At 62.8% G+C, this 20,938-nt stretch carries 17 protein-coding genes and 1 pseudogene; 5 read left to right on the forward strand and 13 right to left on the reverse strand.

All coding sequences use genetic code 11. From position 1 onward, the window contains the following. Positions 1-2: 2 nt before the first annotated feature. The 12 genes and pseudogenes from U1700_RS11585 to U1700_RS11640 all read right to left on the reverse strand — a co-directional run bounded on the left by U1700_RS11585 (position 3) and on the right by U1700_RS11640 (position 14,830). A pseudogene (locus U1700_RS11585) lies at positions 3-397 on the reverse strand (serine dehydratase beta chain). Further along, a complete protein-coding gene (locus tag U1700_RS11590; protein ID WP_332752810.1) occupies positions 394-891 on the reverse strand; it encodes a prolyl-tRNA synthetase associated domain-containing protein in 498 nt (165 codons plus the stop codon). The pseudogene U1700_RS11585 and the gene U1700_RS11590 overlap by 4 nt, the downstream one beginning before the upstream one ends. Further along, positions 892-1,749 (reverse strand): formyltetrahydrofolate deformylase, encoded by an 858-nt coding sequence (gene purU, locus U1700_RS11595; RefSeq protein WP_332752811.1) that lies wholly within the window; start codon positions 1,747-1,749, stop codon positions 892-894. Between the two features lie 9 nt (positions 1,750-1,758). Beyond that, positions 1,759-2,283 carry a sarcosine oxidase subunit gamma gene (locus U1700_RS11600; protein ID WP_332752812.1) on the reverse strand — a complete coding sequence of 175 codons (525 nt, stop codon included), beginning with the start codon at positions 2,281-2,283 and terminating at the stop codon, positions 1,759-1,761. Further along, the gene (locus U1700_RS11605; protein ID WP_332752813.1) at positions 2,276-5,149 is read right to left on the reverse strand and encodes a 2Fe-2S iron-sulfur cluster-binding protein; all 2,874 of its coding nucleotides are present in this window, start codon (positions 5,147-5,149) and stop codon (positions 2,276-2,278) included. The genes U1700_RS11600 and U1700_RS11605 overlap by 8 nt, the downstream gene beginning before the upstream one ends. Beyond that, on the reverse strand, positions 5,146-5,418 hold the full coding sequence (locus U1700_RS11610; protein ID WP_332752814.1) for a sarcosine oxidase subunit delta: 273 nt from the start codon (positions 5,416-5,418) through the stop codon (positions 5,146-5,148). Before U1700_RS11610 ends, U1700_RS11605 begins: the two co-directional genes overlap by 4 nt. Position 5,419: 1 nt before the next feature. Beyond that, complete coding sequence (locus U1700_RS11615; RefSeq protein WP_332752815.1) at positions 5,420-6,673, reverse strand: sarcosine oxidase subunit beta family protein; 1,254 nt, start codon at positions 6,671-6,673, stop codon at positions 5,420-5,422. After that, positions 6,670-7,008: a cupin domain-containing protein gene (locus tag U1700_RS11620; protein WP_332752816.1), complete on the reverse strand. Its 339-nt coding sequence runs from the start codon at positions 7,006-7,008 to the stop codon at positions 6,670-6,672. Before U1700_RS11620 ends, U1700_RS11615 begins: the two co-directional genes overlap by 4 nt. After that, positions 7,005-8,246, reverse strand: coding sequence for an aromatic ring-hydroxylating oxygenase subunit alpha (locus tag U1700_RS11625; protein WP_332752817.1), 1,242 nt, complete (start codon positions 8,244-8,246; stop codon positions 7,005-7,007). The genes U1700_RS11620 and U1700_RS11625 overlap by 4 nt, the downstream gene beginning before the upstream one ends. Then, positions 8,243-10,750, reverse strand: coding sequence for a GcvT family protein (locus U1700_RS11630; protein ID WP_332752818.1), 2,508 nt, complete (start codon positions 10,748-10,750; stop codon positions 8,243-8,245). Before U1700_RS11630 ends, U1700_RS11625 begins: the two co-directional genes overlap by 4 nt. Before the next feature lie 112 nt (positions 10,751-10,862). Continuing rightward, the gene (locus U1700_RS11635) at positions 10,863-12,467 is read right to left on the reverse strand and encodes an APC family permease (RefSeq protein ID WP_332752819.1); all 1,605 of its coding nucleotides are present in this window, start codon (positions 12,465-12,467) and stop codon (positions 10,863-10,865) included. Next, on the reverse strand, positions 12,464-14,830 hold the full coding sequence (locus U1700_RS11640; protein WP_332752820.1) for a TonB-dependent receptor: 2,367 nt from the start codon (positions 14,828-14,830) through the stop codon (positions 12,464-12,466). Before U1700_RS11640 ends, U1700_RS11635 begins: the two co-directional genes overlap by 4 nt. Positions 14,831-15,182: 352 nt before the next feature. Here U1700_RS11640 and betB point away from each other — a divergent pair, with 352 nt between their 5' ends. The 3 genes from betB (at position 15,183) to U1700_RS11655 (ending at position 19,332) form a co-directional block, all read left to right on the forward strand. After that, a complete protein-coding gene (gene betB / locus U1700_RS11645; RefSeq protein WP_332752821.1) occupies positions 15,183-16,598 on the forward strand; it encodes a betaine-aldehyde dehydrogenase in 1,416 nt (471 codons plus the stop codon). After that, positions 16,585-18,270: a choline dehydrogenase gene (betA, locus tag U1700_RS11650; protein ID WP_332752822.1), complete on the forward strand. Its 1,686-nt coding sequence runs from the start codon at positions 16,585-16,587 to the stop codon at positions 18,268-18,270. The genes betB and betA overlap by 14 nt, the downstream gene beginning before the upstream one ends. 81 nt (positions 18,271-18,351) lie before the next feature. After that, positions 18,352-19,332: a LysR family transcriptional regulator gene (locus tag U1700_RS11655; protein ID WP_332752823.1), complete on the forward strand. Its 981-nt coding sequence runs from the start codon at positions 18,352-18,354 to the stop codon at positions 19,330-19,332. Here U1700_RS11655 and U1700_RS15615 read toward each other — a convergent pair. After that, complete coding sequence (locus tag U1700_RS15615) at positions 19,324-19,551, reverse strand: helix-turn-helix domain-containing protein (protein ID WP_443025940.1); 228 nt, start codon at positions 19,549-19,551, stop codon at positions 19,324-19,326. The two genes, U1700_RS11655 and U1700_RS15615, sit on opposite strands and share 9 nt — an antisense overlap. 217 nt (positions 19,552-19,768) lie before the next feature. On the opposite strand from U1700_RS15615, the gene U1700_RS11660 reads away from it, so the two are divergent. Continuing rightward, a complete protein-coding gene (locus tag U1700_RS11660) occupies positions 19,769-19,948 on the forward strand; it encodes a hypothetical protein (protein ID WP_332752824.1) in 180 nt (59 codons plus the stop codon). Further along, entirely contained in the window at positions 19,921-20,046 is a 126-nt protein-coding gene (locus tag U1700_RS15620) for a hypothetical protein (RefSeq protein WP_443025949.1), read from the forward strand. Before U1700_RS11660 ends, U1700_RS15620 begins: the two co-directional genes overlap by 28 nt. Positions 20,047-20,938: the final 892 nt, after the last annotated feature.

The following is a 20,938-nucleotide window of genomic DNA, read 5'->3' on the forward strand; positions in this document are numbered from 1 at the left end:
TGTCACTTGCGCTCGTCTCCCCTCCTTAACCGTGATGACGATCGGCTCGACCTACCAATGGGGCGGGTGGACGCAGTGAAGGCGGCGGCAGCGCTGGGAGACGCTGACAAGCAGGCAAGCTTGCTCTGATATGCGCCAACCATCGACACCGCATCGATGTCGACCGAAGCGCACCTTGACCCCGACAGGCCAAGGATGATCGCGGTATCGGTGGCGTGCCCCTTACCGGTGAGGGCGAGCGAGCCGTATAAATCCACCGCGACCCGCCGCGTCTGGAGCAGCGCCCCCGAGCGTCGAACCATTCGCCAAAGCGGCGCGCGGCGACCATTGTTCCAACGGTATGCGAACTTGATGGTCCGATGCCGATCTTGAACAGCTCGAAGACGCTAATGCTCATGAGCCGGCTTCGACGTCGACGATGCGCGGCGGGTGTCCATGCTGTTCGAGGAATGCTATCAGATCGCGCCCCGACAGACCCAGTGTGGCGCTGTTGCGCAGAGGGTGAACATTGACCCGCGCGGCGGCGGCAAGCGCACCATCGATGACCACCGTCACCTGCCCGCCGCCATCGTTCATCGCGGCCAGCGGCGTGACCGATCCGGGGGTGACCCCAAGCAGCCGCTCCATGTCGTCGGCCTTGGCAAAGCTAAGTTTGCGCGCGCCGATTAGCGCCGGCAGTGCCTTCAGGTCGATCCGCGCATCATGCGGCGCTGTAACCAGCCAGAACTGCCCCCCGGCATCCTTCAGGAACAGATTCTTGGCGTGCGCGCCGGGGATCGTGGCGTGCAGTTGCGCACTTTCGGCGACCGTCATCACCGCCTCATGGTCGACCAGCGTCCATTCGAGCGCGAGCGCATCGAGCGCGTCGAGCAGGGGTTGTTCGACGCGCACCTACTTAAACACCACCGTGCGGCTGCCGCTCAGCATGACCCGGTGCTCGAGGTGGAGCTTGACCGCACGCGCCAGCACCCGGCTCTCGGTATCCTGGCCCTGCGCGATCAGGTCGTCGACCGTGTCGGCATGATCGACGATCGACACGTCCTGCGTGATAATCGGGCCCTCGTCGAGGTCAGGGGTGACGTAATGCGCGGTTGCCCCGACCATCTTCACACCCCGCTCATAAGCGCGATGATAGGGCTTGGCGCCCTTGAAGCCGGGCAAGAAGCTGTGGTGGATATTGATCACGCGCCCGTCGAGCTTGCGGCACAGTTCATCGCTAAGCACCTGCATGTAGCGGGCGAGGATGATGACATCGACCCGCTGCTCGACGACCAACGCCATCAGTTTCGCTTCCTGCGCGAGCTTCGTTTCGGCGGTGATGGGCAGGTGATGAAAGGCGAGCCCCTCATGTTCGGCTCGTCGTTGCCAGGTCGTATGGTTCGAGACGATGCTGGTGATGTCCATCGGCAAGTGGCCCGTCGAGGCGCGGTAGAGCAGGTCGTTGAGGCAATGCCCGCCCTGGCTGACCAGGATCATCGCGCGCAGCTTCTTGCGCAAGTCGTGAATCTGCCAGTCGAGCCGGAAGGCCGTCGCGACGGGGATGAAGGCAGCGGTGAATCGTTCGGCAGTCAGCCCCTCGGGCCCGTCGATCGCCACGCGCATAAAGAAGCGTCCAGTAGTGCCGTCGCCGAACTGCGAATTTTCGATGATATTGCAGTCCTGACTGGCGATCGAATTGGCGACCGCAGCGACAATGCCCCTCAAATCCTCACATGCAATCAGCAGTACGAACTTGCCCCTGCCACTCATTCGTCGCCCCTATGTCGTTGTTGGATTTTGGTTGCGGGCAGCCTGAACGAGTGCCTCCCACAGCCACGGCGCAAAGCTGCGCCACACCTCAACCCGGAACGCGTTCGGGGTGCGCTTGATGACGATGATTTCGACCGCCTCATAGATCGTCCGGGTGCCCCGCCCGACCGCCAGCCGCTCAAGGTCGAGCGGACAGCCCGACATCAGCAACTCGGCCGCATGGGGCCCGCCGACGTCGAACCCGACCTGGCGATCACTGACATCGACGATTCCGACCGGCGGCCCGGCGCTATCGCCGCTGACCGCGCCGATCAGCAACCATTCGTCGGGGCCAAGCATCACCGCAAGCGCCCCGCCCTGCTCGCCGACATCGCCGATCCGCGTCGGCAGCGGAACTGGAGTCACGCCGGCAAGATCGCTCGCCGCCCCGCGCAAGCTGAAGCGCGCTGCCGCCGGTGCCAGCGCCATAGTCACGCCGTCGCCGGCAAATGCCTTGTCCGTCACCGGCTCGATCCGCCCGATCGCCTCAGACATTGAGCCGCGCTCCTTCGGGATCGTAGAATGTGGTGCCGCCGATTACCGCGCGAATGGTCTTGCCGGGCATCGGGACATGGATCGTCTCGCCCATCCGCTCTTTGCCTCCGGCGATGACCGCCATCGCGATCGAGCGGCCTAGCGCCTCGCTCCAGTAGCTTGAGGTGACATGACCGACCATTTTCATCGGGATCGACTGGTTCGGATCGAGCACGATCTGCGCGCCTTCCTCGAGGACTTCGTTGGGATCTTCGGTCAGCAGCCCGACGAGCTGCTTGCGCCCTTTGGCCATCAGGTCGGGTCGGGCAAGCGAGCGCTTGCCGACGAAATCGGGCTTCTTCTTGCCCACCGCCCAGTCGAGCCCGGCATCGAACGGAGTGACCGTCCCGTCGGTGTCCTGCCCGACGATGATATAGCCCTTCTCGGCGCGCAGGATGTGCATTGTCTCGGTGCCATAGGGAGTGATGCCGTACGCTGCCCCCGCCGCCATGATCGCTTCCCAAACCCCGCGCCCATAGGCCGAGGGTACGTTGACTTCATAGCCCAGCTCGCCGGTGAAGCTGACCCGGAACATGCGCGCCGGAACGCCGCAGATCCGCCCCTCGCGATAGGCCATGTGCGGGAAGGCCGCGGCCGACAGGTCGACATCCTCAGTCAGCCCCTTGAGCACCGCCCGCGCCTGGGGACCGTTGAGCGCGATCACCGCCCATTGCTCGCTCGTGCTCGTCAGCCACACTTTTAGGTCGGGCCATTCGGTTTGAAGATAATCCTCCATCATGTTGAGTACCCGTGCCGCGCCGCCGGTGGTCGTCGTCAGGTGAAAACGATCGGACGCCAGCCGCGCGCTGACCCCGTCGTCCATGATGAATCCGTCTTCCTTCAGCAGCAGGCCATAGCGGCACCGCCCCGGCTCGAGCGCCTTCCACGGGTTGGTGTACATCCGGTTGAGGAATTCGGCGGCGTCGGGCCCAACGACCTCGATCTTTCCAAGCGTCGAGGCGTCGAAGATCCCGACCGAGGCGCGCGTCGCGCGGCATTCGCGGCGGGTGGCTTGCGCCATGTCCTCGCCGCCGAGCGGGAAATAGCGCGCGCGGCGCCACTGCGCAACATTCTCGAACACCGCGCCCTGCTCGGTCGCCCAGGAATCGATGCTGGTCTTGCGGGTCGGCTGGAACAGCGCGCCCCTGTGATGCCCGGCGATCGCCCCGAAGGTTTGCGGCGTATAAGGCGGGCGGAAGGTCGTCAGGCCCATCGCATTGGCCGGCTTCGCCATCATCTGCGACGCGATGCCCATGCCGTTGATGTTCGACGTCTTTCCCTGGTCGGTCGCCATTCCGGTGGTGGTGTAGCGCTTGACATGTTCGATCGAGCGGAAGCCCTCGCGCACCGCCAACCTGATGTCGCGCGCGCAAACGTCGTTCTGGTAATCGACGAACGCCTTGATCCGCGCTGGGTCCTTGCGCGTCGGCAGCGCGGCAACGTTGACTCCGCTGCCATTGGTCATCTCGCCCGCGCAGGCGCCGACACTGATGCACTGTTCGTTGGCGACGTCGGGCACATAGGCGCCAAGGTCATCGCGCCATTTGATCGTGCCCTTGCTGTGTGACCATAAGTGAATGCTGGGGGTCCAGCCGCCCGCCATCAGCAGTGCATCGCACGTGATCGCCCGGCTCGCCTCTGCTGTTCCCGACGAGTCGAATACCGTGACTTGCGCACCGCTGACCGCCTTGCCGCCGGCAACCTCGGTAACCGCCGACGACAGCATCACCGGGATGCCGAGCGTTGCCGCCTTGGCCAGCAACGCGTCGGCGACACTCGCCCGGATATCGACCACTGCTGCGACCTTTACCCCGGCTTCGGCATGGTCGAACGCGACCTGCCAGCCGCTGTCGTGACTGGCCATCACCAGCAGCGTACGGCCGACCCCAACCCCGTAGCGATGAAGCCATGTCTGCGCCGCGCTCGCCAGCATGACTCCGGGCGTATCATTTCCGGCAAACACCAGCGGCCGCTCGATCGCGCCTTGGGCAAGCACCACCCGGCCCGCGCGGATTCGCCACAATTGCTCGCGCGGGCCAGTGCCATCGTTCGCCGCATGATCAGTCAGCCGCTCGACCGCGCCGATGAAATTGTCGTGATAATAGCCAAAGGCGGTAGTGCGGCTCAAGATCCGCACATTGGGCGCCGCACGAAGCGTCGCGACGCTCTGCTGGAGCCAATTCCACTGGGCCGGATCGGAGAGGGCGCCGCCGCCTATCTCCGCCTGCTCGTCGATCAAAATCACGCGCTGGTCGCTGTTCGCTGCACCGAGCGCTGCGTCAATCCCGGCCGGGCCTGCACCGACAACCAACAGCTCGCAATGCCCGTAGGTCGCGGCATAATGGTCGGGATCGACCTCGCGCGGCGGCTCGCCAAGTCCCGCCATTCGCCGGATCGCCGGCTCGTAGAGAGTCTCCCAGAAGCTGCGCGGCCACATGAAGGTCTTGTTGTAGAAGCCCGCCGGGAACAGAAAACCCAGCCGGTTGGTCAGCGACCCCACGTCAAACGCCAAGCTCGGCCAGCGATTCTGGCTGGTCGCAGTCAGCCCATCATAGATCTCGACCTGGGTCGCAAGCAGGTTCGGCGTGCGCCGCCCGGGACCGCGATCGACCGAAACCAGCGCGTTGGGCTCCTCCGACCCCGCCCCGACCAGTCCGCGCGGCCGGTGATATTTGAACGAGCGCCCGAACAGCATGACTCCGTTGGCAAGCAATGCCGACGCCAGCGTGTCGCCCGCAACGCCGGTGTAACTCTTGTTGTCAAAAGTGAAGCTGACCGCGCGGGCGCGATCGATGCGGCCTGATCCTTCAATCCGATAGCCACTCATCGCCGCGGCTCCCCGGCCTTGTAGCTGCACTCGAACTTGTCGGTCACCGTGTCGCGGATCGCGTTGAAGAAGCGCCCACAGCCGTGGACATGGCGCCACCGCTCATGATGCCGCCCGCGCGGGTTGGAGCGGACGAACAGGAAAGTCTCCCACTGCGCGTCGTCATGCCCCGAGGGATCCTCGGGCCGCGCGATATGCGCTTCGCCGCCGCTGGCGAATTCGATCTCGGGACGCGCTTCGTCACAATAAGGGCAATGGATCAGGATCATCTCAATGCGCCACCGCTGCTGCCGCCGCTTCGTCGATCAGACGCCCGTTGCGGAAGCGATCGAGATGATAGGCCGCGTTGATCGAGTGCGGCTCGTCCTTGGCCATGGTGTGCGCGAGGAGGTCGCCCGCGCCCGGTGTGGCCTTGAACCCGCCGGTCCCCCAGCCGCAATTAACGTATAGTCCCGGCACCGGCGTCTTGCCGATGATCGGCGAGCGATCGGGGGTGACGTCGACAATCCCGCCCCACGTCCGCAGCATCCGCATCCGGCTGAAGATCGGGAAAATCTCGTTGATCGCAGCCAGCGTATGCTCGATGATGTGGAGCGCGCCGCGCTGCGAGTAGCTTACATATTGGTCGGTTCCTGCCCCGATCACCAACTCGCCCTTGTCCGACTGACTCATATAGGCGTGGACCGTGTTCGACATCACGACGCACGGAAAGATCGGCTTGACCGGTTCGGACACCAGCGCCTGCAACGGATAGCTTTCGAGCGGGAAGCTGAGCCCCGCCATCGCCATCAGCACCGACGAATTGCCCGCCGCCGACACGCCGATCCGCTTGGACCTGATCGGCCCGCGAGTCGTGTCTACCCCGGTCACTGCACCGTCGGCACCGCGATGTATCGCGGTCACCGCGCAATTCTGGATGATGTCGACGCCCAGCGCCGCCGCCGCGCGGGCATAGCCCCACGCCACGCTGTCATGGCGCGCCGTCCCGCCGCGCCGTTGCAGCGCCGCGCCGAGCACCGGATGGCGCGCACCCGGATCGATGCTCAGCGGCGGACAATAGGCCTTGGCTTCCTCGGCGCTCAGCCACTCATTATCGACCCCGTTGAGCCGATTGGCATGAATGTGCCGCTTGAAGCTCTGCACGTCATGGACATTGTGCGCGAGCATCATCACGCCGCGCTTGGAATACATGACGTTGTAATTGAGTTCCTTGCTCAGCCCGTCCCACAGCTTGACCGCATGATCGTAAAGAAAGGCGCTCTCATCATAGAGATAGTTGGAGCGGATGATTGTCGTGTTGCGGCCGGTGTTGCCGCCCCCGATCCAGCCTTTCTCGAGCACCGCCACATTGCGGATGCCGTATTTCTTCGCGAGGTAATAGGCCGCCGCGAGGCCATGGCCGCCACCGCCGACGATGATCGCGTCATAGGCCGGTTTGGGCGCTGCATCGGGCCACTGCTCGGGCCAGTCCTTGTGCGCGTTGAGCGACTTGGCGAATAGGTTGACGAAATTGAAGCGGGTCATGTGCGCGGCGCTGCCGGTGGCGCGTAAATCAGCAGCGTGATCGCTCCGTTCTTGCTACCCGTACGGTGAAGTGCGCCAGGTGCGCGAACAATGAAGTCGCCGGGACCGTAGCTCTTTTCGTCGTCGAAAAAATCTCCCTTAATGACGTAAATCTGTTCGATCTCGTCATGCGCGTGAAGCACCCCAAAGGGGGAGGGTTCGATCTTCATCAACACCGTCCGATAGCCCCGCGGATCGTCAATCAACGATTGCGTCGAAACGCCCGGTAGCTGGTCAGGCGTCCATTCGGCACGCGCCCGGACAACCAATGTGCCCTCGTCGGGCAGCTCCGTCACGTCGCCACCCCGTCGAGTGCAGCCCGGCTTTGCGCCACATAGAATTCCTTGAAATTCTCGACCAGCTTCTCTTCGGGCGCATATGGTCCCTGGCGATATCCGTCAGTCCGGATCCCGCGGTGGTTGAGCGCCGCCAGATAGCCGTCCTGGCCATTGGTCGCGCGCCACACCGCCGACAGGTTGGCGGGATCATAATCGACCCCCTCGATGGCATCCTCATGGACCAGCCAGCTTGTCCGCAGCAGCGTCTTGTCCGCCGCCAGCGGGGTCAGCGAGAAGGTCACGACATGGTCGCAGCAGAAATGGTGCCAGCTGTTGGGCTGGGTCCAAATCGACAGGCTTGATGTTTCGGGCGTCTCGAACGGTCCGATCAGCTTCGTTGAGGCGACCTTGCCATCCATCGTCTGCGACACCGCGCCGTCGACCAGCGGCAGGCGAGCAATGCGGTGCCACCAGCCATCGGGGAATTCGACAAGGTCATGATCGATGCCAAGCGCCGCCCATTCCCCGCGCTTGGCCAGGAGGTGCGCCTCGGCTGAAGCCTCGGCATTGCCATCCTCCGGCAACCCCTTGCCGAAGCCGCTGTTACCGAGGCACGAGATGAGTTCGGGATGGTTCGCATCGCAATGATAGCATTCGCGATTATTCTCCATCACCAGCTTCCAGTTAGCATCTTCGATCAGGTCGTCCTGAACCGCGATCTTGCAATGCTCAAGGTCGTACACCGCGATCTGCGCGGCGATATCGGCCTTGACCCGGTCGATCGGCGGGGGCGTGTCGGTCAGGCAGATAAAGATCAGTCCGCCGATATTTTCGACCGCGACCGGCGTCAGGTTGATCGTCGACTTGTCGAACTCGGGCCCCATGTTGCGCGCTCCGAGCAGCGACCCGTCGAGGTTGTAGGTCCATTGGTGATAGGGGCAGATCAGTTTCGGCGACGAGCCGCGCTGCGCCTCGCAGATGCGCGCGCCGCGATGCTGGCAGCTGTTGAAGAAGGCCCGCACCGCGCCGTCGCGGCCGCGAAGAACGATCACCGAATTGTCGGCCATCTCGAACAAAAACCAGTCGCCCGGCTTCTTAATATGCGCAACGGTGCAGGCATAGAGCCAGACGCTCGGGAGCATGACCTGCGTGTCGAACGCAAACGCCTGCTCGCCGACGTAGAGCTTCTGCGGCAGGCTATACCCCTTGCGGTCCTGCCCAAGCAGCGCGCCGATCTCGCCATATTCCCCGCTCATCCGCGCAACCGATCATTGGCCGGGTCGAACGGCGAGTCGGCGATGATTGTCGCCGAATGATTAGTGCCGAGGATCGAAATTTCGAACCGGGCGCCGAGGTCGGCCAGCGCCGGCGGGACCATCGCGATCACCAGCGACTTGCCCGTCCGCCAGCCATAGCCCCCGGACGTTGCCCGCCCGACCAGCTGGCTGCCTTGGTAGATGGCTTCTGAACCGCGCGCATCGGCGTCGGTCACGCCATCGACTTCCATCGTGACGAGTTTCCACCGGTCGCCGTCCGCATGCGCCGCGATCAGCGCATCGCGGCCGTAGAAATCCTCCTTCTTCGCACCAATGAACCGGTCGAGCCCGCTTTCATAAGCCGAATATTCGATCGAAAGTTCGCGCGGGATGAGCTTGTAGCCCTTCTCCAGCCGCATCGAATCCATCGCCTTGATCCCGAACGGCTTCAGCCCATGCTCGGCGCCCGCTTCGAACAATTTGTCGAAAATGTAATTCTGCGTCTCGATCGGGTGATGGATCTCCCACCCCAGCTCGCCGACGAAATTGACCCGCAGCGCCTCGACCTTGGCAATCCCCAGGCTGATCGACTTGCCCGTCAGCCATGGGAAGGCGGCCGAAGCCAAGTCGGCGTCGGTAAGCTTGGCCAATATCTTGCGCGATTTCGGCCCGGCAAGAACCAGCACCCCCATCGAGGTCGTCAGCCGCTCGAATTCGACCGATCCGTCGCGCGGCATCGCCTTGCGGAGATAGTCATGGTCGTGCCGTTCATAAGCCCCCGCCGAAACCAGATAATAGCTTTCGGGTGCTTCCTTGTAGACGGTGAATTCGCTGCGCACGCCGCCGCGGCTAGTGAGCAGGTAGGACAGTGTGACCCGCCCGACCTTCTTGGGCACTGCATTTGTCAACAGCCCGTCGAGCCACGCTTCGGCCCCGGATCCTGAAATGCGGCACTTTGCAAAGGCCGTCATGTCGAGCAGCCCAGCATTGTCGGTCACGTTGCGGCACTCGTTGCCGACATGTTCGAAATAATTGGATCGGCGGAACGACCATTTTTCGCGCACCGGCTCGCCTGTGACATCAGGGTGGTTGTGATTGAGCAGAACGTCGGGCCGCGCCAAATCGGCCTCGCCCAGCGCATAGTCCTCGGGCGCGAACCAGTTCGGGCGCTCCCAGCCATACACCGTCCCGAACACTGCGCCCTTGGCCTTCATCCGGTCATAGCAGGGCGAGCGCTTGAGCCCGCGTGCGGCCTCGCGCTCCTCATCGGGATAATGGACCGTGAAGACCTTGGCATAGGCCTCCTCATTCTTCTCGATGAGATAGCCGCGCCCGGCATAGTCGCCAAAGCGGCGCGGATCGACGCCCATCATGTCGATCGTCGGCTCGCCCTCGACGATCCAGTGGGCCAGCTGCCAGCCTGCACCGCCGGCGGCGGTAACTCCGAAACTATGGCCTTCGTTGAGCCAGAAATTCTTGTGGCCCCACGCCGGACCGACGATCGGGCTGCCGTCGGGAGTGTAGGCGATCGCGCCATTATAGACGCGCTTGATGCCGACTTCGCCGAACGCCGGGACGCGGTCGATTGCGGTCATGATATAGGGCTCGAGTCGCTCCAGCGCGTCGGGGAATAGTTCATATTCGCTGTTGGCCGAGGGTCCGTCGACATAGCAGGCGGGCGCGCCGATCTCGTACGGCCCGAGCAGCAGCCCGCCGGCTTCCTCACGCATGTACCAGCTTGAGTCCGACTCGCGCAGCACACCCATCTCGGGCAAGCCCTTGGCGCGCCGCTCCATGATCGCGGGATGCTGTTCGGTGACGATATATTGATGCTCAACCGGGATCACGGGGATGTCGAGCCCGACCATCGCTCCGGTCTGGCGGGCGAAGTTGCCGGTCGCCGAGATGACATGCTCGCAGCTGATCTCGCCCTGGTCGGTGCTCACGAGCCACTCGCCGTTGGGCTTGCGGCTGATCCCGGTCACCGCAGTGTTGCGGCAAATCTCGGCGCCGCGCTGGCGGGCGCCGCGGGCCAGCGCCTGGCTGAGGTCAGCGGGCTGGATATAGCCGTCGGCCGGGTGCTGGATCGCGCCGAGGATCCCGTCGGTGTTGCACAGCGGCCAGATCTCGCCGAGCTGGTCGGGAGTGAGGAAATTGACCTCGACCCCGATCGTCTTTGCGACCCCGGCATAATAATGGAATTCGTCCATCCGGTCAGGGGTTCGCGCCAGGCGGATGTTCGACACGTTCGAGAACCCGACCTTGAGCTCGGTCTCGGCCTCGAGTGTGGGGTAGAAATCGACCGAATATTTATGAAGCTGGCCGACCGCATAGCTCAGGTTGAACAGCGGCAGCAGGCCCGCCGCATGCCACGTCGACCCTGACGTCAGTTCCTTGCGCTCGATCAGGACGACGTCGGTCCAGCCCATCCGGGCAAGGTGATAGAGCGTACTGATGCCGACGACGCCGCCACCAATGACTACCGCTCGTGCCGACTGCCTCATGTCATTCGTCCCAGTAACCTTGAAGACGCTCTATTGATCGGCGGGAAACGGAGCAATTTAATCGGCCAGTATCGTAATCTCTAATTCTAGAGTTCAATAAGTCTGAAAAATGTCACGTAACGTGCGGGAGGACCGCGTAGAATGACGTTACGATGATCATCCCCGTGAACAGCGCCAGCGCCAGATACGGTTTTATTCCCGCGCGCGGCTCGACCACGCGTTCATAGCCTTCATACCCGCTCTCGCCTTGAGTGGTCGGAAAGCGCCCGCCATCTTGTACATAGTGACGAAACACGAACACCGGGACGATCAGCGCGGCGGCCATTAGGCCGTTACGCAAAGTGCCCTCGCCCCACACATCCGCGCCCGCGCCCATGAAGACGATGTTGAGAAAACCGAACCCTGCGGCAAGGGCCAGCAGCCAGGTTGGGCAGCGATAAGGTCGATCCCAGTCACCGCGATCGATGCGGTGAATCCAGCCCGACTGGAGGTTGAGGAAGTTGAAGATGAAGTAGCAGACGTTGGATATCATCAGTACCGCGAAATAGTCCGATGCCAGCAGCAGCACCAGATTGAAGACGAGGTCGGTCCACATCGCAGCGGTCGGCGCGCCGTGGCGATTTACGCGCGACAGATAGCGCGGGAACCAGCCATCGACCGAGGCCTGGTAGAGCGTTCGCGAAGACCCCATCATCGAGGTCATCACGATCAGCAGCAGCGACAGAATCAAAGTCGCGACGAAGATATTGGTGACCACCACCCCGCCATTGACGATCCGCGCCAGCGCCAGCGCTACCCCCGAGCCATCGTAGATTTTGGGATCGAGCAAGGCATCGAGCCCGAGCGATGCCTGAAAGGCGAGCGGGACCAGCGTGAAGATGACGATGCACAGCAACCCGGCGGCGAGAATCGCCTTGAACGTGTCACGCTTAGGATCCTTGAATTCGCGGGTGTAACAGACCGCGGTCTCGAACCCGTAGGTTGACCAGCCCGCTCCGAACATTGCGCCGGCTAGAAGCGTCAGCCCGGCCGCGTTCCAGCTGCCGAAGGCGATATGGCCGGCCGCGTCGCGCACCATCGGGAGCAAGGGAAAGAGATGGTTCGACGGCAGGTCGCCAGTGATCAGCGGCACCAGCCCGACCAGGATCAACGGCGCCAGGCAGACGATGCCGATGATTTTCTGTGCTGCCGCCGCGCGCGCCGCGCCATGATGTTGAAGCGCGAAGGTCAGCAGCAGGAAGCCGGCGGCAATGATCGACACCATGTTGACTCGCAGGTGGAGCCCGTCGCGGATGAAGCCGAGGTCAAGCAGGTTGACGGTCCACAGATTGATCGCGGCGCCGGGCGCGAACAGGCTGGTCATCACATAACCCGCACCCAGGCTGGTGCCGAGCGCAAGCACCGGGGACCAGGCCAGCCAGTTGCACCACACCGACACCGGCGCGATGAACTTGCTGTATGGCAGCCAGGCGGCGGCGCCATAGACCGACGCGCCGCCCGACTTATGCGGGTAGAGGCCAGCGATCTCGGCGTAGACGAACGACTGGACGAACCCCATCAGGATCGAGACGATCCAGATCACCCACGACGGCTGGCCGATGACGGTGGCGATCCCGCCCATCGTCAGCAGGACGCCAGCAGGAACCCCGCTCGACGCCCAGAACGCATCGACCCAGGTCAGCTGTCGCTGAAGGGCGTGCGGCGCGGGCTTGCTCATTCGCCGCCGAAGCGGACTTTGGCCGACACGCCCCAGGTGCGCGGCTTGGCATAGACGCCAAGCGAATCCCCCCAGAACAGCGACCCGTCGAAGGCATAGCTGCGATAGGCGCGCTCGAAGACATTGTTGACGAACGCCGCGAGGTCGATCTTTCCGCCCGCCGGGGTGAAACCGATGCGGGCGTTCTCGACATGATAGGCGGCCTCGCGCTCGACCAGTGCGCACAGGACGGTGAAGCAACTCTTGCCTTGGTACAGTGCATCGGCCTGAAGCGAGGCGCGCCCGCCGCCGAGATCGAATTCGTAGCGCGCCAAGGCACTGCCCGAGAATTTCGGCGCCTGGGGCAGGTTGTGGGTCTGGATCGTCGCTCCGTCGGGCAGCAGGACATTGTGGACCTTGCTGTCCTGCAGCGCGCCGCTGAGCTGGACCATCAGGCCGCGCAGCGGACGAGTCGTCAAGTCGGCCTCAATCCCCTTGATCGTTGCCGGAAGATTGCGGACAACCTGCGTCGCGAACACCTGCACATAGGCCTGATAATTTTTATAGTCGTAATAAAAGGCTGCCATATTCAACTGGGTGACACTGCCGATCTTCGTCTTTAGCCCGACCTCATAATCGTTGAGCGTTTCGGGGCGGTAGGGGATATTGTTGAGCGTGTCGGTGATCTGCGTCGGATAGGGCGTTCCGGTCGAGAAGGTGAATCCGCCCGACTTGCTGCCGCGGTTGTAGCTTGCGTAGAGCAGGGTGCCGGGCGACGGTTTCCAGTCGATTTCGGCGCGCGCGGTGAGCCCGCGATAGCTTGGCGTGGCCGCCGCCGAAGTCACGGTGATCAGCGCCGGATCGGCGGTGCCCGACGGATCGATGAAGTTGATCCCGCGGCGACCGAAGTTGACCGTCAGGCCCGAGATCGACTCGACCGCGTGATAGTCCCCAATCTTGTGATCATGCCAGTAGCGCAGGCCTCCAATCAGTTTCAGCTGGTCGCTGATCTTAAATTCGTCCTGCGCGAAAAAGGCGAAGCTTTTGGTGCGCTGGGTGAAGGCGACGTCGGGGTCATACTGGTCAAACGGGGTGGCGTATTTCGCCTTATACTTGCCGTCGATGATCAGCCCGAACGCCCCGACGACGAGATAATTCCTGCCGAACGTGGTCGAGCCGCGAAGCTCCTGCGTATATTGATTGGTGTGAGCGGTTTGCGAAAAGATTGTGCCCGACGCGTAGCAGGTGATCGACTGGGCGGGCGCTGCGCATGGACCAGTGGTGTAGGGCGCAAGCGCGACTCCCGGCTGATAGGGAAGTTCGGGATCGCCATCGCCGCCTTCGATGTAATATTTCGAGAGGTGCTGATAATCGCTGATCGAGACGAGATCGACCGCCCCGAGCTTCGCCTCCAGCCGGAGCGTCGCTGCGAATTGCGAACGATTCACATAGGCCGGGTTCGTCCCCGCGGTCTTCCACGGATCGCCGCCCTGTGACGGGGTGATCGAGGGGTTGGTGTAGCCATTCGCGACCGATCCGGGCGTGCCGTTGTTGTAGCCCGACCAATAGTCGCAGACCTGGTTCGCGGGCAGGAATTCGCCTTGGAACTGCGCATTGGGGCAGGCCGGTGCAAGCGTGTAGATGCCCGCCTGCCGCTCCTTGTTAGCCTTGGCATAGCGGACCGTCAGCCGCGCCTTGAAGTCGCTCGACGGGTTCCATTGGGCAATGCCGCGCAACGCCCAATGGTTGTTCGCGCCACGATCGGGCTGACCCGGAGTGATGTTCTTGATGTAGCCGTCGTCATGATCGTAGATTCCCGAGACCCGAACTCTGAGCTGGTCGGACACCGGGCCCGACAGCGCGCCCTCGAGGATGGTCTGGTTATAGCGGCCATAGGTTCCGGAGACATAGCCGCCGAAGCTGTCGGTGGGCTGGTTCGAGATGAACTGGACGGCGCCGCCAGTGGCGTTGCGCCCAAACAGCGTGCCCTGCGGCCCGCGCAAGGCTTCGGTTCGGGCAAGGTCGAAGATCGGGAAGCTCGCGGTGTTGATCGAGCTTGCGTAACTATCGTCCTGATAGACCGCGACCGGGGGCTCCTGCTGATCGCCATAATCGTTCTGCGAAACGCCGCGGATGTTGAACACGACCTGCGATGAGGAATAGGCGTTGAACTTGAGGTTGGGGATGGCACGGACGATATCGGTCGCGTTGGTGATGTTGAGGTTTTGAAGTTGCTTGCCGCTGACCACCGTTACCGCGATCCCGACGTCTTGAAGGCGTTGTTCGCGGCGCTGGGCGGTCACGACGATGTCGGTGGGGTCGGCGCTGGTGCCCTTTGTTGCCGCCGTCTGGGCGCTGGCGCCGGCGGGCATGACGCTGGTCATGAGGCCGACAAGAACGGCGAGACGGGAATGACGCCCAGGCAAATTGCTGAATCCAGCCGATGACATCATGATTGACCCCCCAGAAGACCGTTGTTGCAACAGATCCGCAAAAAATATGCAGCAATCGGGGTTCAGCGACAAGCCGTGGCTGACCCTTGACCCGACGCGAAATTCGTCTCGTCACCGGATCGTAAGGCAGGCTAAATTTCCTGTCATCGCCGACATTCTCATTATTAAATAAAATAATGATATAGTCCGCTAATGCTTAACTGAAGGGTTGGCATTGCACACCTGCTTGACCCTAAGGCTGCGGCGCGTCCACACCCGTCGCATTCTCCCGATAACGACGAGCATGATGATCGAAACGAGCTTTGACACGATCAATCCCGCAAGCGGGGACGTGCTTGCCACCCTGCCCATCGACGGACCTGAGCAAATCGATGCGGCGGTCGAGCGGGCGAAGGCGGCCCAGCGCGACTGGGCGGCCCGCCCCGGGGTCGAACGCGGGCGTATCCTGCACAAGGCGGCGGCGCTGCTGATCGAGCGCAACGATGAACTGGCGCGGCTCGAGACCAAGGACACCGGCAAGCCCATTCAAGAGACGAGCGCGGTCGATGTCGTGTCGGGTGCCGACTGCATCGAATATTATGCCGGCCTGGCGCGGACGATCGCGGGCGAGCATATCGATTTCGGGCCGGGGGCCTTCGGTTACACGCGGCGTGAGCCGCTGGGGGTCGTCGCCGGCATCGGCGCCTGGAACTACCCGCTGCAGATCGCCTGCTGGAAATCGGCTCCGGCGCTGGCCTGCGGCAATGCGATGATCTTCAAGCCCGCAGAATTGACCCCGCTGACCGCGATCGAGCTTGAGAATATCTACCTTGAGGCGGGGCTTCCCGCGGGGTTGTTCCAGGTCGTGCAGGGACGCGCCGACACGGGTCGGCTGCTAAGCCTTCATGCGGGTATCGCCAAAATCTCGCTCACCGGCGAGGTGGGGACGGGCAAGAAGGTGATGGTGGACGCCGCCGGAACGCTCAAGCAGGTGACCCTCGAGCTTGGCGGCAAGTCGGCGCTAATCGTCTTTGCCGACGCCGATCTCGACGAGGCGGTATCGGGCGCATTGCTCGCTAATTTCTATTCGGCGGGCGAGGTTTGCACAAATGGCACGCGGGTGTTCGTCCATCGCTCGGTGCGCGACGATTTCCTTCGCCGACTGAAGACCAGGACTGACGCGATGATCGTCGGCGATCCGCTCGATCCGGCGACGCATGTCGGGGCGCTGATCTCGGCGGCGCACACGGCCAAGGTCATGGGCTATATCGCACTTGGCGAGGCCGAGGGCGCGACCCTGCTGACCGGGGGCAAGCAGCGCAGCGAAGGCGCGATGGCGGGCGGCAACTTCGTCGAACCGACAATCTTCACCGCCTGCCGCGACGACATGCGCATCGTCCGCGAGGAAATTTTCGGGCCGGTCATGGCGGTGCTCGATTTCGACGAGGAGGACGAGGTGGTGGCGCGCGCCAACGATACGGTGTTCGGGCTGGCGGCGGGGATCTTCACCAACGACCTGACCCGCGCGCACCGGGTGATTGCCGCGCTTGCCGCCGGAACTTGCTGGATCAACACCTATAACATCACCCCGATCGAGTTGCCGTTCGGGGGCAACAAGCAGTCGGGTCTCGGGCGGGAAAACGGCCAGGCAGCGATCGAACATTATACCAGCCTGAAGAGCGTCTATGTCGCGACGGGGCCGATCGATGCACCCTACTGACGCCGCCCGGTCAGACGAGGCCCAATTCGATTATGTCATCGTCGGCGCCGGTTCGGCGGGATGCGTGCTGGCAGACCGGCTGAGCGCCGACGGCACGAACAGCGTGCTGGTGCTCGAATTTGGCGGATCGGACCGCTCGGTGTTTATACAGATGCCTAGCGCGCTGGCGATCCCGATGAACACCAAGAAGTATAATTGGCATTATGAAAGCGAGCCCGAGCCGCATCTTGGCGGACGGCGGCTGCACACGCCGCGCGGCAAGGGGCTTGGCGGCTCCTCGTCGATCAACGGCCTGGTCTATATCCGCGGCAACCCGCTCGATTTCGAACGCTGGCAGGACGAGGGCGCGCGGGGCTGGAGCTATGCCAGCGTGCTGCCTTATTTCAAGCGGGCAGAGCGGCGCGCCGAAGGCGGCAATGAATATCGCGGCGACGACGGGCCGCTTGACACGACCTACGGCCCGCTGACCAACCCGCTCTACCAGACGTGGATCGATGCGGCCGAGCAGGCCGGCTATCCGGTCACCGGCGACGTCAACGGCGCGCAGCAGGAAGGCTTCGGGCGGATGGACATGACCGTCCGCGATGGCGCGCGGTGCAGCGCGGCCAAGGCCTATCTGCGCCCGGCGATGAAGCGGTCGAAAGTGACAGTCCTGACCCACGCCCTTGCAACTCGGATAGTGATCGAAGGCGGGGTCGCGGTGGGAGTCGAGTATGAGCGCGGAGGAACGCTCCACCGCGTCCGCGCGAACCGTGAAGTGATCCTCTCCGGGGGACCGATCAACTCGCCCCAGCTGCTCAAACTGTCGGGTATCGGTCCTGCGGCCGAGCTTAAGGCGCATGGCATTGCGGTCGTGAGCGATCGGCCGGGGGTTGGTGCCAACCTGCAGGATCATCTCGAATTTTATTTCCAGATGGCCTGTACCCAGCCTGTCTCGCTCTATCCGGCGATGAACCTGCTCGCCAAGGGCATGATCGGTGCGCGGTGGCTGCTCCGGCGCGATGGGCTTGGCGCGACCAACCATTTCGAAAGCTGCGGTTTTATCCGAAGCCGCGCGGGCATCCGCTATCCCAACATCCAGTATCATTTCTTCCCGCTCGCGGTCAGCTACGACGGCAACAGCATGGCGAAGGAACATGGCTTCCAGGCGCATGTCGGGCCGATGCGCTCGAAAAGCCGCGGCAGCGTGACGCTTCGTTCGGCTGACCCGCATGACAAGCCGGTGATCCGCTTCAACTACATGAGCCATCCCGACGACTGGACCGAAATGCGCTCTTGCGTTCGGCTGACCCGCGAGATTTTCGCGCAGGCCCCCTTCGCGCCATTTCGCGGGCGCGAGCTTGCGCCGGGGGCCGACGTCGTGAGTGACGAGGACATCGACGCCTTCATCGCGGCCAAGGTCGAAAGTGCCTATCACCCCTCGTGCAGCTGCAAGATGGGCGCGCGCGACGACCCCTTCGCGGTGGTTGATCCCGAGCTGAGGGTGATCGGGGTCGAGCGGCTGCGGGTCGTCGATTCTTCGGTGATGCCGTCAGTGACGACCGGCAACTTGAACGCGCCGACGATCATGATCGGCGAGAAGGGCGCCGATCATATCCTCGACCGGCCACTGCTACCGCCGTCGAACGCACCCTATTTTGTGGCGCCGGACTGGGAAACGTCGCAACGCTGAGCCCGGCGTGGCGGCACGTTGCCATTGAAGGCATCGCGTAATGCCATTAGCCTCGCCCCTGCTCTGGGATGACGTGATATCTTGAACCTGCCGCCCGAATTCGACCTCCATGCGCTCGACGCGTTCATCATGACGGTCGAGCTTGGCGGCATGTCGCAATGCGCGGCCCATATGCAGATCACCCAGTCGGCGGTGTCCCAGACGATCGCCAAGCTCGAGGCCGGCATCGGCACCCCGCTGTTCGACCGAACGATGCGTCCGCTCGGCCTGACGGCAAGTGGCAAGTCGCTGTTCGAGCGCGGGCGGCGCCTGACCGCGATGGCCCGGTCGGTCTATGACGAAGTCCGCGAAGGCGCTAACATGCCGATTGCGAGCATTACCGTCGCAATGTCGTTCAGCCTTGCCAATCAGCTCAGCTCGCCGATCCTCAATGTCCTGGGCACGCGCGCCGATCGCTGGAGCATCCGCTCGGGCATTTCGCAGGAACATCATGGCGAGTTTCTGGCGCGCGATATCGACATGCTCGTGACGGGAAGCTTCAACCTCGAGCATCGCGACAATGTCGAGTTGCACCCGGTATTCGAGGAAAGCTTCGTGCTTGCTCTTCCCGGCAATTATGACGGGCCGGTTGACCTGACCGATGTGCCGCCCGCCCTGCCCTTCATTCGTTTCACCCGTCTGTCGGGAATGGGGCAGCAGATCGAGCGGCAGATCGTCCGCATGAAGCTTCGACTGCCGCACTGTGTCGAAGTCGATTCGGCGCATCAGCAGATCGCGATGGTGGCCTCGGGGTTCGGCTGGACGATCACGTCGCCGGTGTGCCTTGCCGCTGAACCCGAATTGCTCGGCGGACTACGGCTCGAGCCGATGCCGCGCGGGCGTTTTGCGCGCAATGTGCAAGTGGTTGCGCGGTCCGGCGAGCTTGGCGATATCCCGCAGCGGATTGCCGAGCTTTCGACCCGGCACCTCGCGACGATTACCTTCCCGCCGCTTGTCGCGACGTATCCCTGGCTGGAGGAGCAGATCGCCTGGCCAGTCAAGGCGGCGTCCAAATCAGGCTAGCGGCCCGCGCTGCAAAAGGCCGCGCGGGGACAGTCCGAAATGCTGCTTGCAGGAGCGCGAAAAGACCGGCTGTGACGAAAATCCGGCGGCGAGCGCTGCGTCGTGGACGCGCATCCCGTTGCAGCGGGTCAGGGCTAGCGCATCGTTCGGTCGCATCTCGCGATAATGATGCGCCGGGGTGCAGTCGAGACGGCAGTCGAGACGGGCTCCGGAGAGCACCGTCTAGCGTCACCCGCTCAAGATTCTAGCGAGACTGGACATAGTCTCCTCGATATTCCTGCCTCGATCGTGACTGTGTTGATCTCGATCCAGCATGGCGGGCATTGGGCCGGTTGGAGGCTGGCGGCTTTCAGGCGCATTTATACTGGAGGCATACTTAGCCGGGGCACCTGATTGGTTTCTTGAGGCGACGGGCTACCGCAGTCGCTCCGAAGGCGTGCGGGACATCGTCCGCAACGCGATGGGCAGACACAACAACGACTTCGTTGCGCATAAGCACAGCGTCGCTAACCTGTCCTACATTTATGACCGCCGTGTTCGCCGGTTGGCGAGCCGCCTGTTTGAAATGCAGCATGCCACCATGATCTCATCGCGTCGGCCACATCGTTTCCGCTAGATCATCGCAGCAGCCTGGAAAGCGTAATGCTCAAGGGCCCCACGACGGCACTGCGCGAGTTTTCCAGACTAGTACACGGAACGGCGCTTGGAGACTAATTCACTGATGACTACTTCCTCCGCCACCACGTCCAAGATTGACCGCCTGGTTCATCTCAGAATAGCTAGGGATTTCACTTACTTCGGAAATGCCTGGGTGCCTCTATAGACGCCTCGTTAGCCTGTCCCGGCTTCGTTTCACATCAGACAGAGTCTATTTGGCCTGACTGGCTTTTCAGCATTTTCGTGCTAAATTCATGCTCGACTTCCAAAAAGAGGCCTTATCGGCCTTTCGATCCTTGGGGCGGCGGCAGGCGATTTGATGATCACGACGGCAAGCCAACCGGTGATGTCGCACATCGAAGCCTACCCGCGCCTCAATGTGCGCGAAGCCCGAAAGCAGGTGGGGCGGTCGCGACGTGGTAAGCTGGCGCAATCGCCACGGGGAGATAATTGGCGTCGGCCGACCGCAGCTTCTTGATGGCAATCGGTTGGCGCTGGACTATTGGTTTCGCGAACATAGCTACGGCGCTGCCTGCAACGGCGTAGTCGTCTTCGAGTGCTCGATACGTAAGTTGGAGTTCAAGCAAGCACTGCGGTACCAGGCAATCATTTCATCGAAGCGCCGCGTCATGTAGACGACGTGCGCGAACTTCACCCGCTTCACCATTTCCCTCCCCCGCTACAAACGTCGAACGCTACGCAACGGGCGAGCGACAGGCCCAGCGCCACTTCGCACGGCCAACCACTATCAGTTCGACGTTCCGGAGTTTCGCGTGTCGCTCAATAGCTAACGTCCGTTTACCACCCAGTTCCAGCCGTCCGTTGCTGATTGACGAGCGCCGGAAGCGGTCGGTCCAGTACCGACCCGTTAGCAGACGCAGCTTCTTGTACCTCAATGTAGTGAAGCGGCTTCTTTTATGATATATTAACGACTCGGCAATTTCAGGGG

Source organism: Sphingomonas sp. RB1R13, assembly GCF_036663775.1.
In the GTDB taxonomy this organism is placed as follows: Bacteria; Pseudomonadota; Alphaproteobacteria; order Sphingomonadales; family Sphingomonadaceae; genus Sphingomicrobium.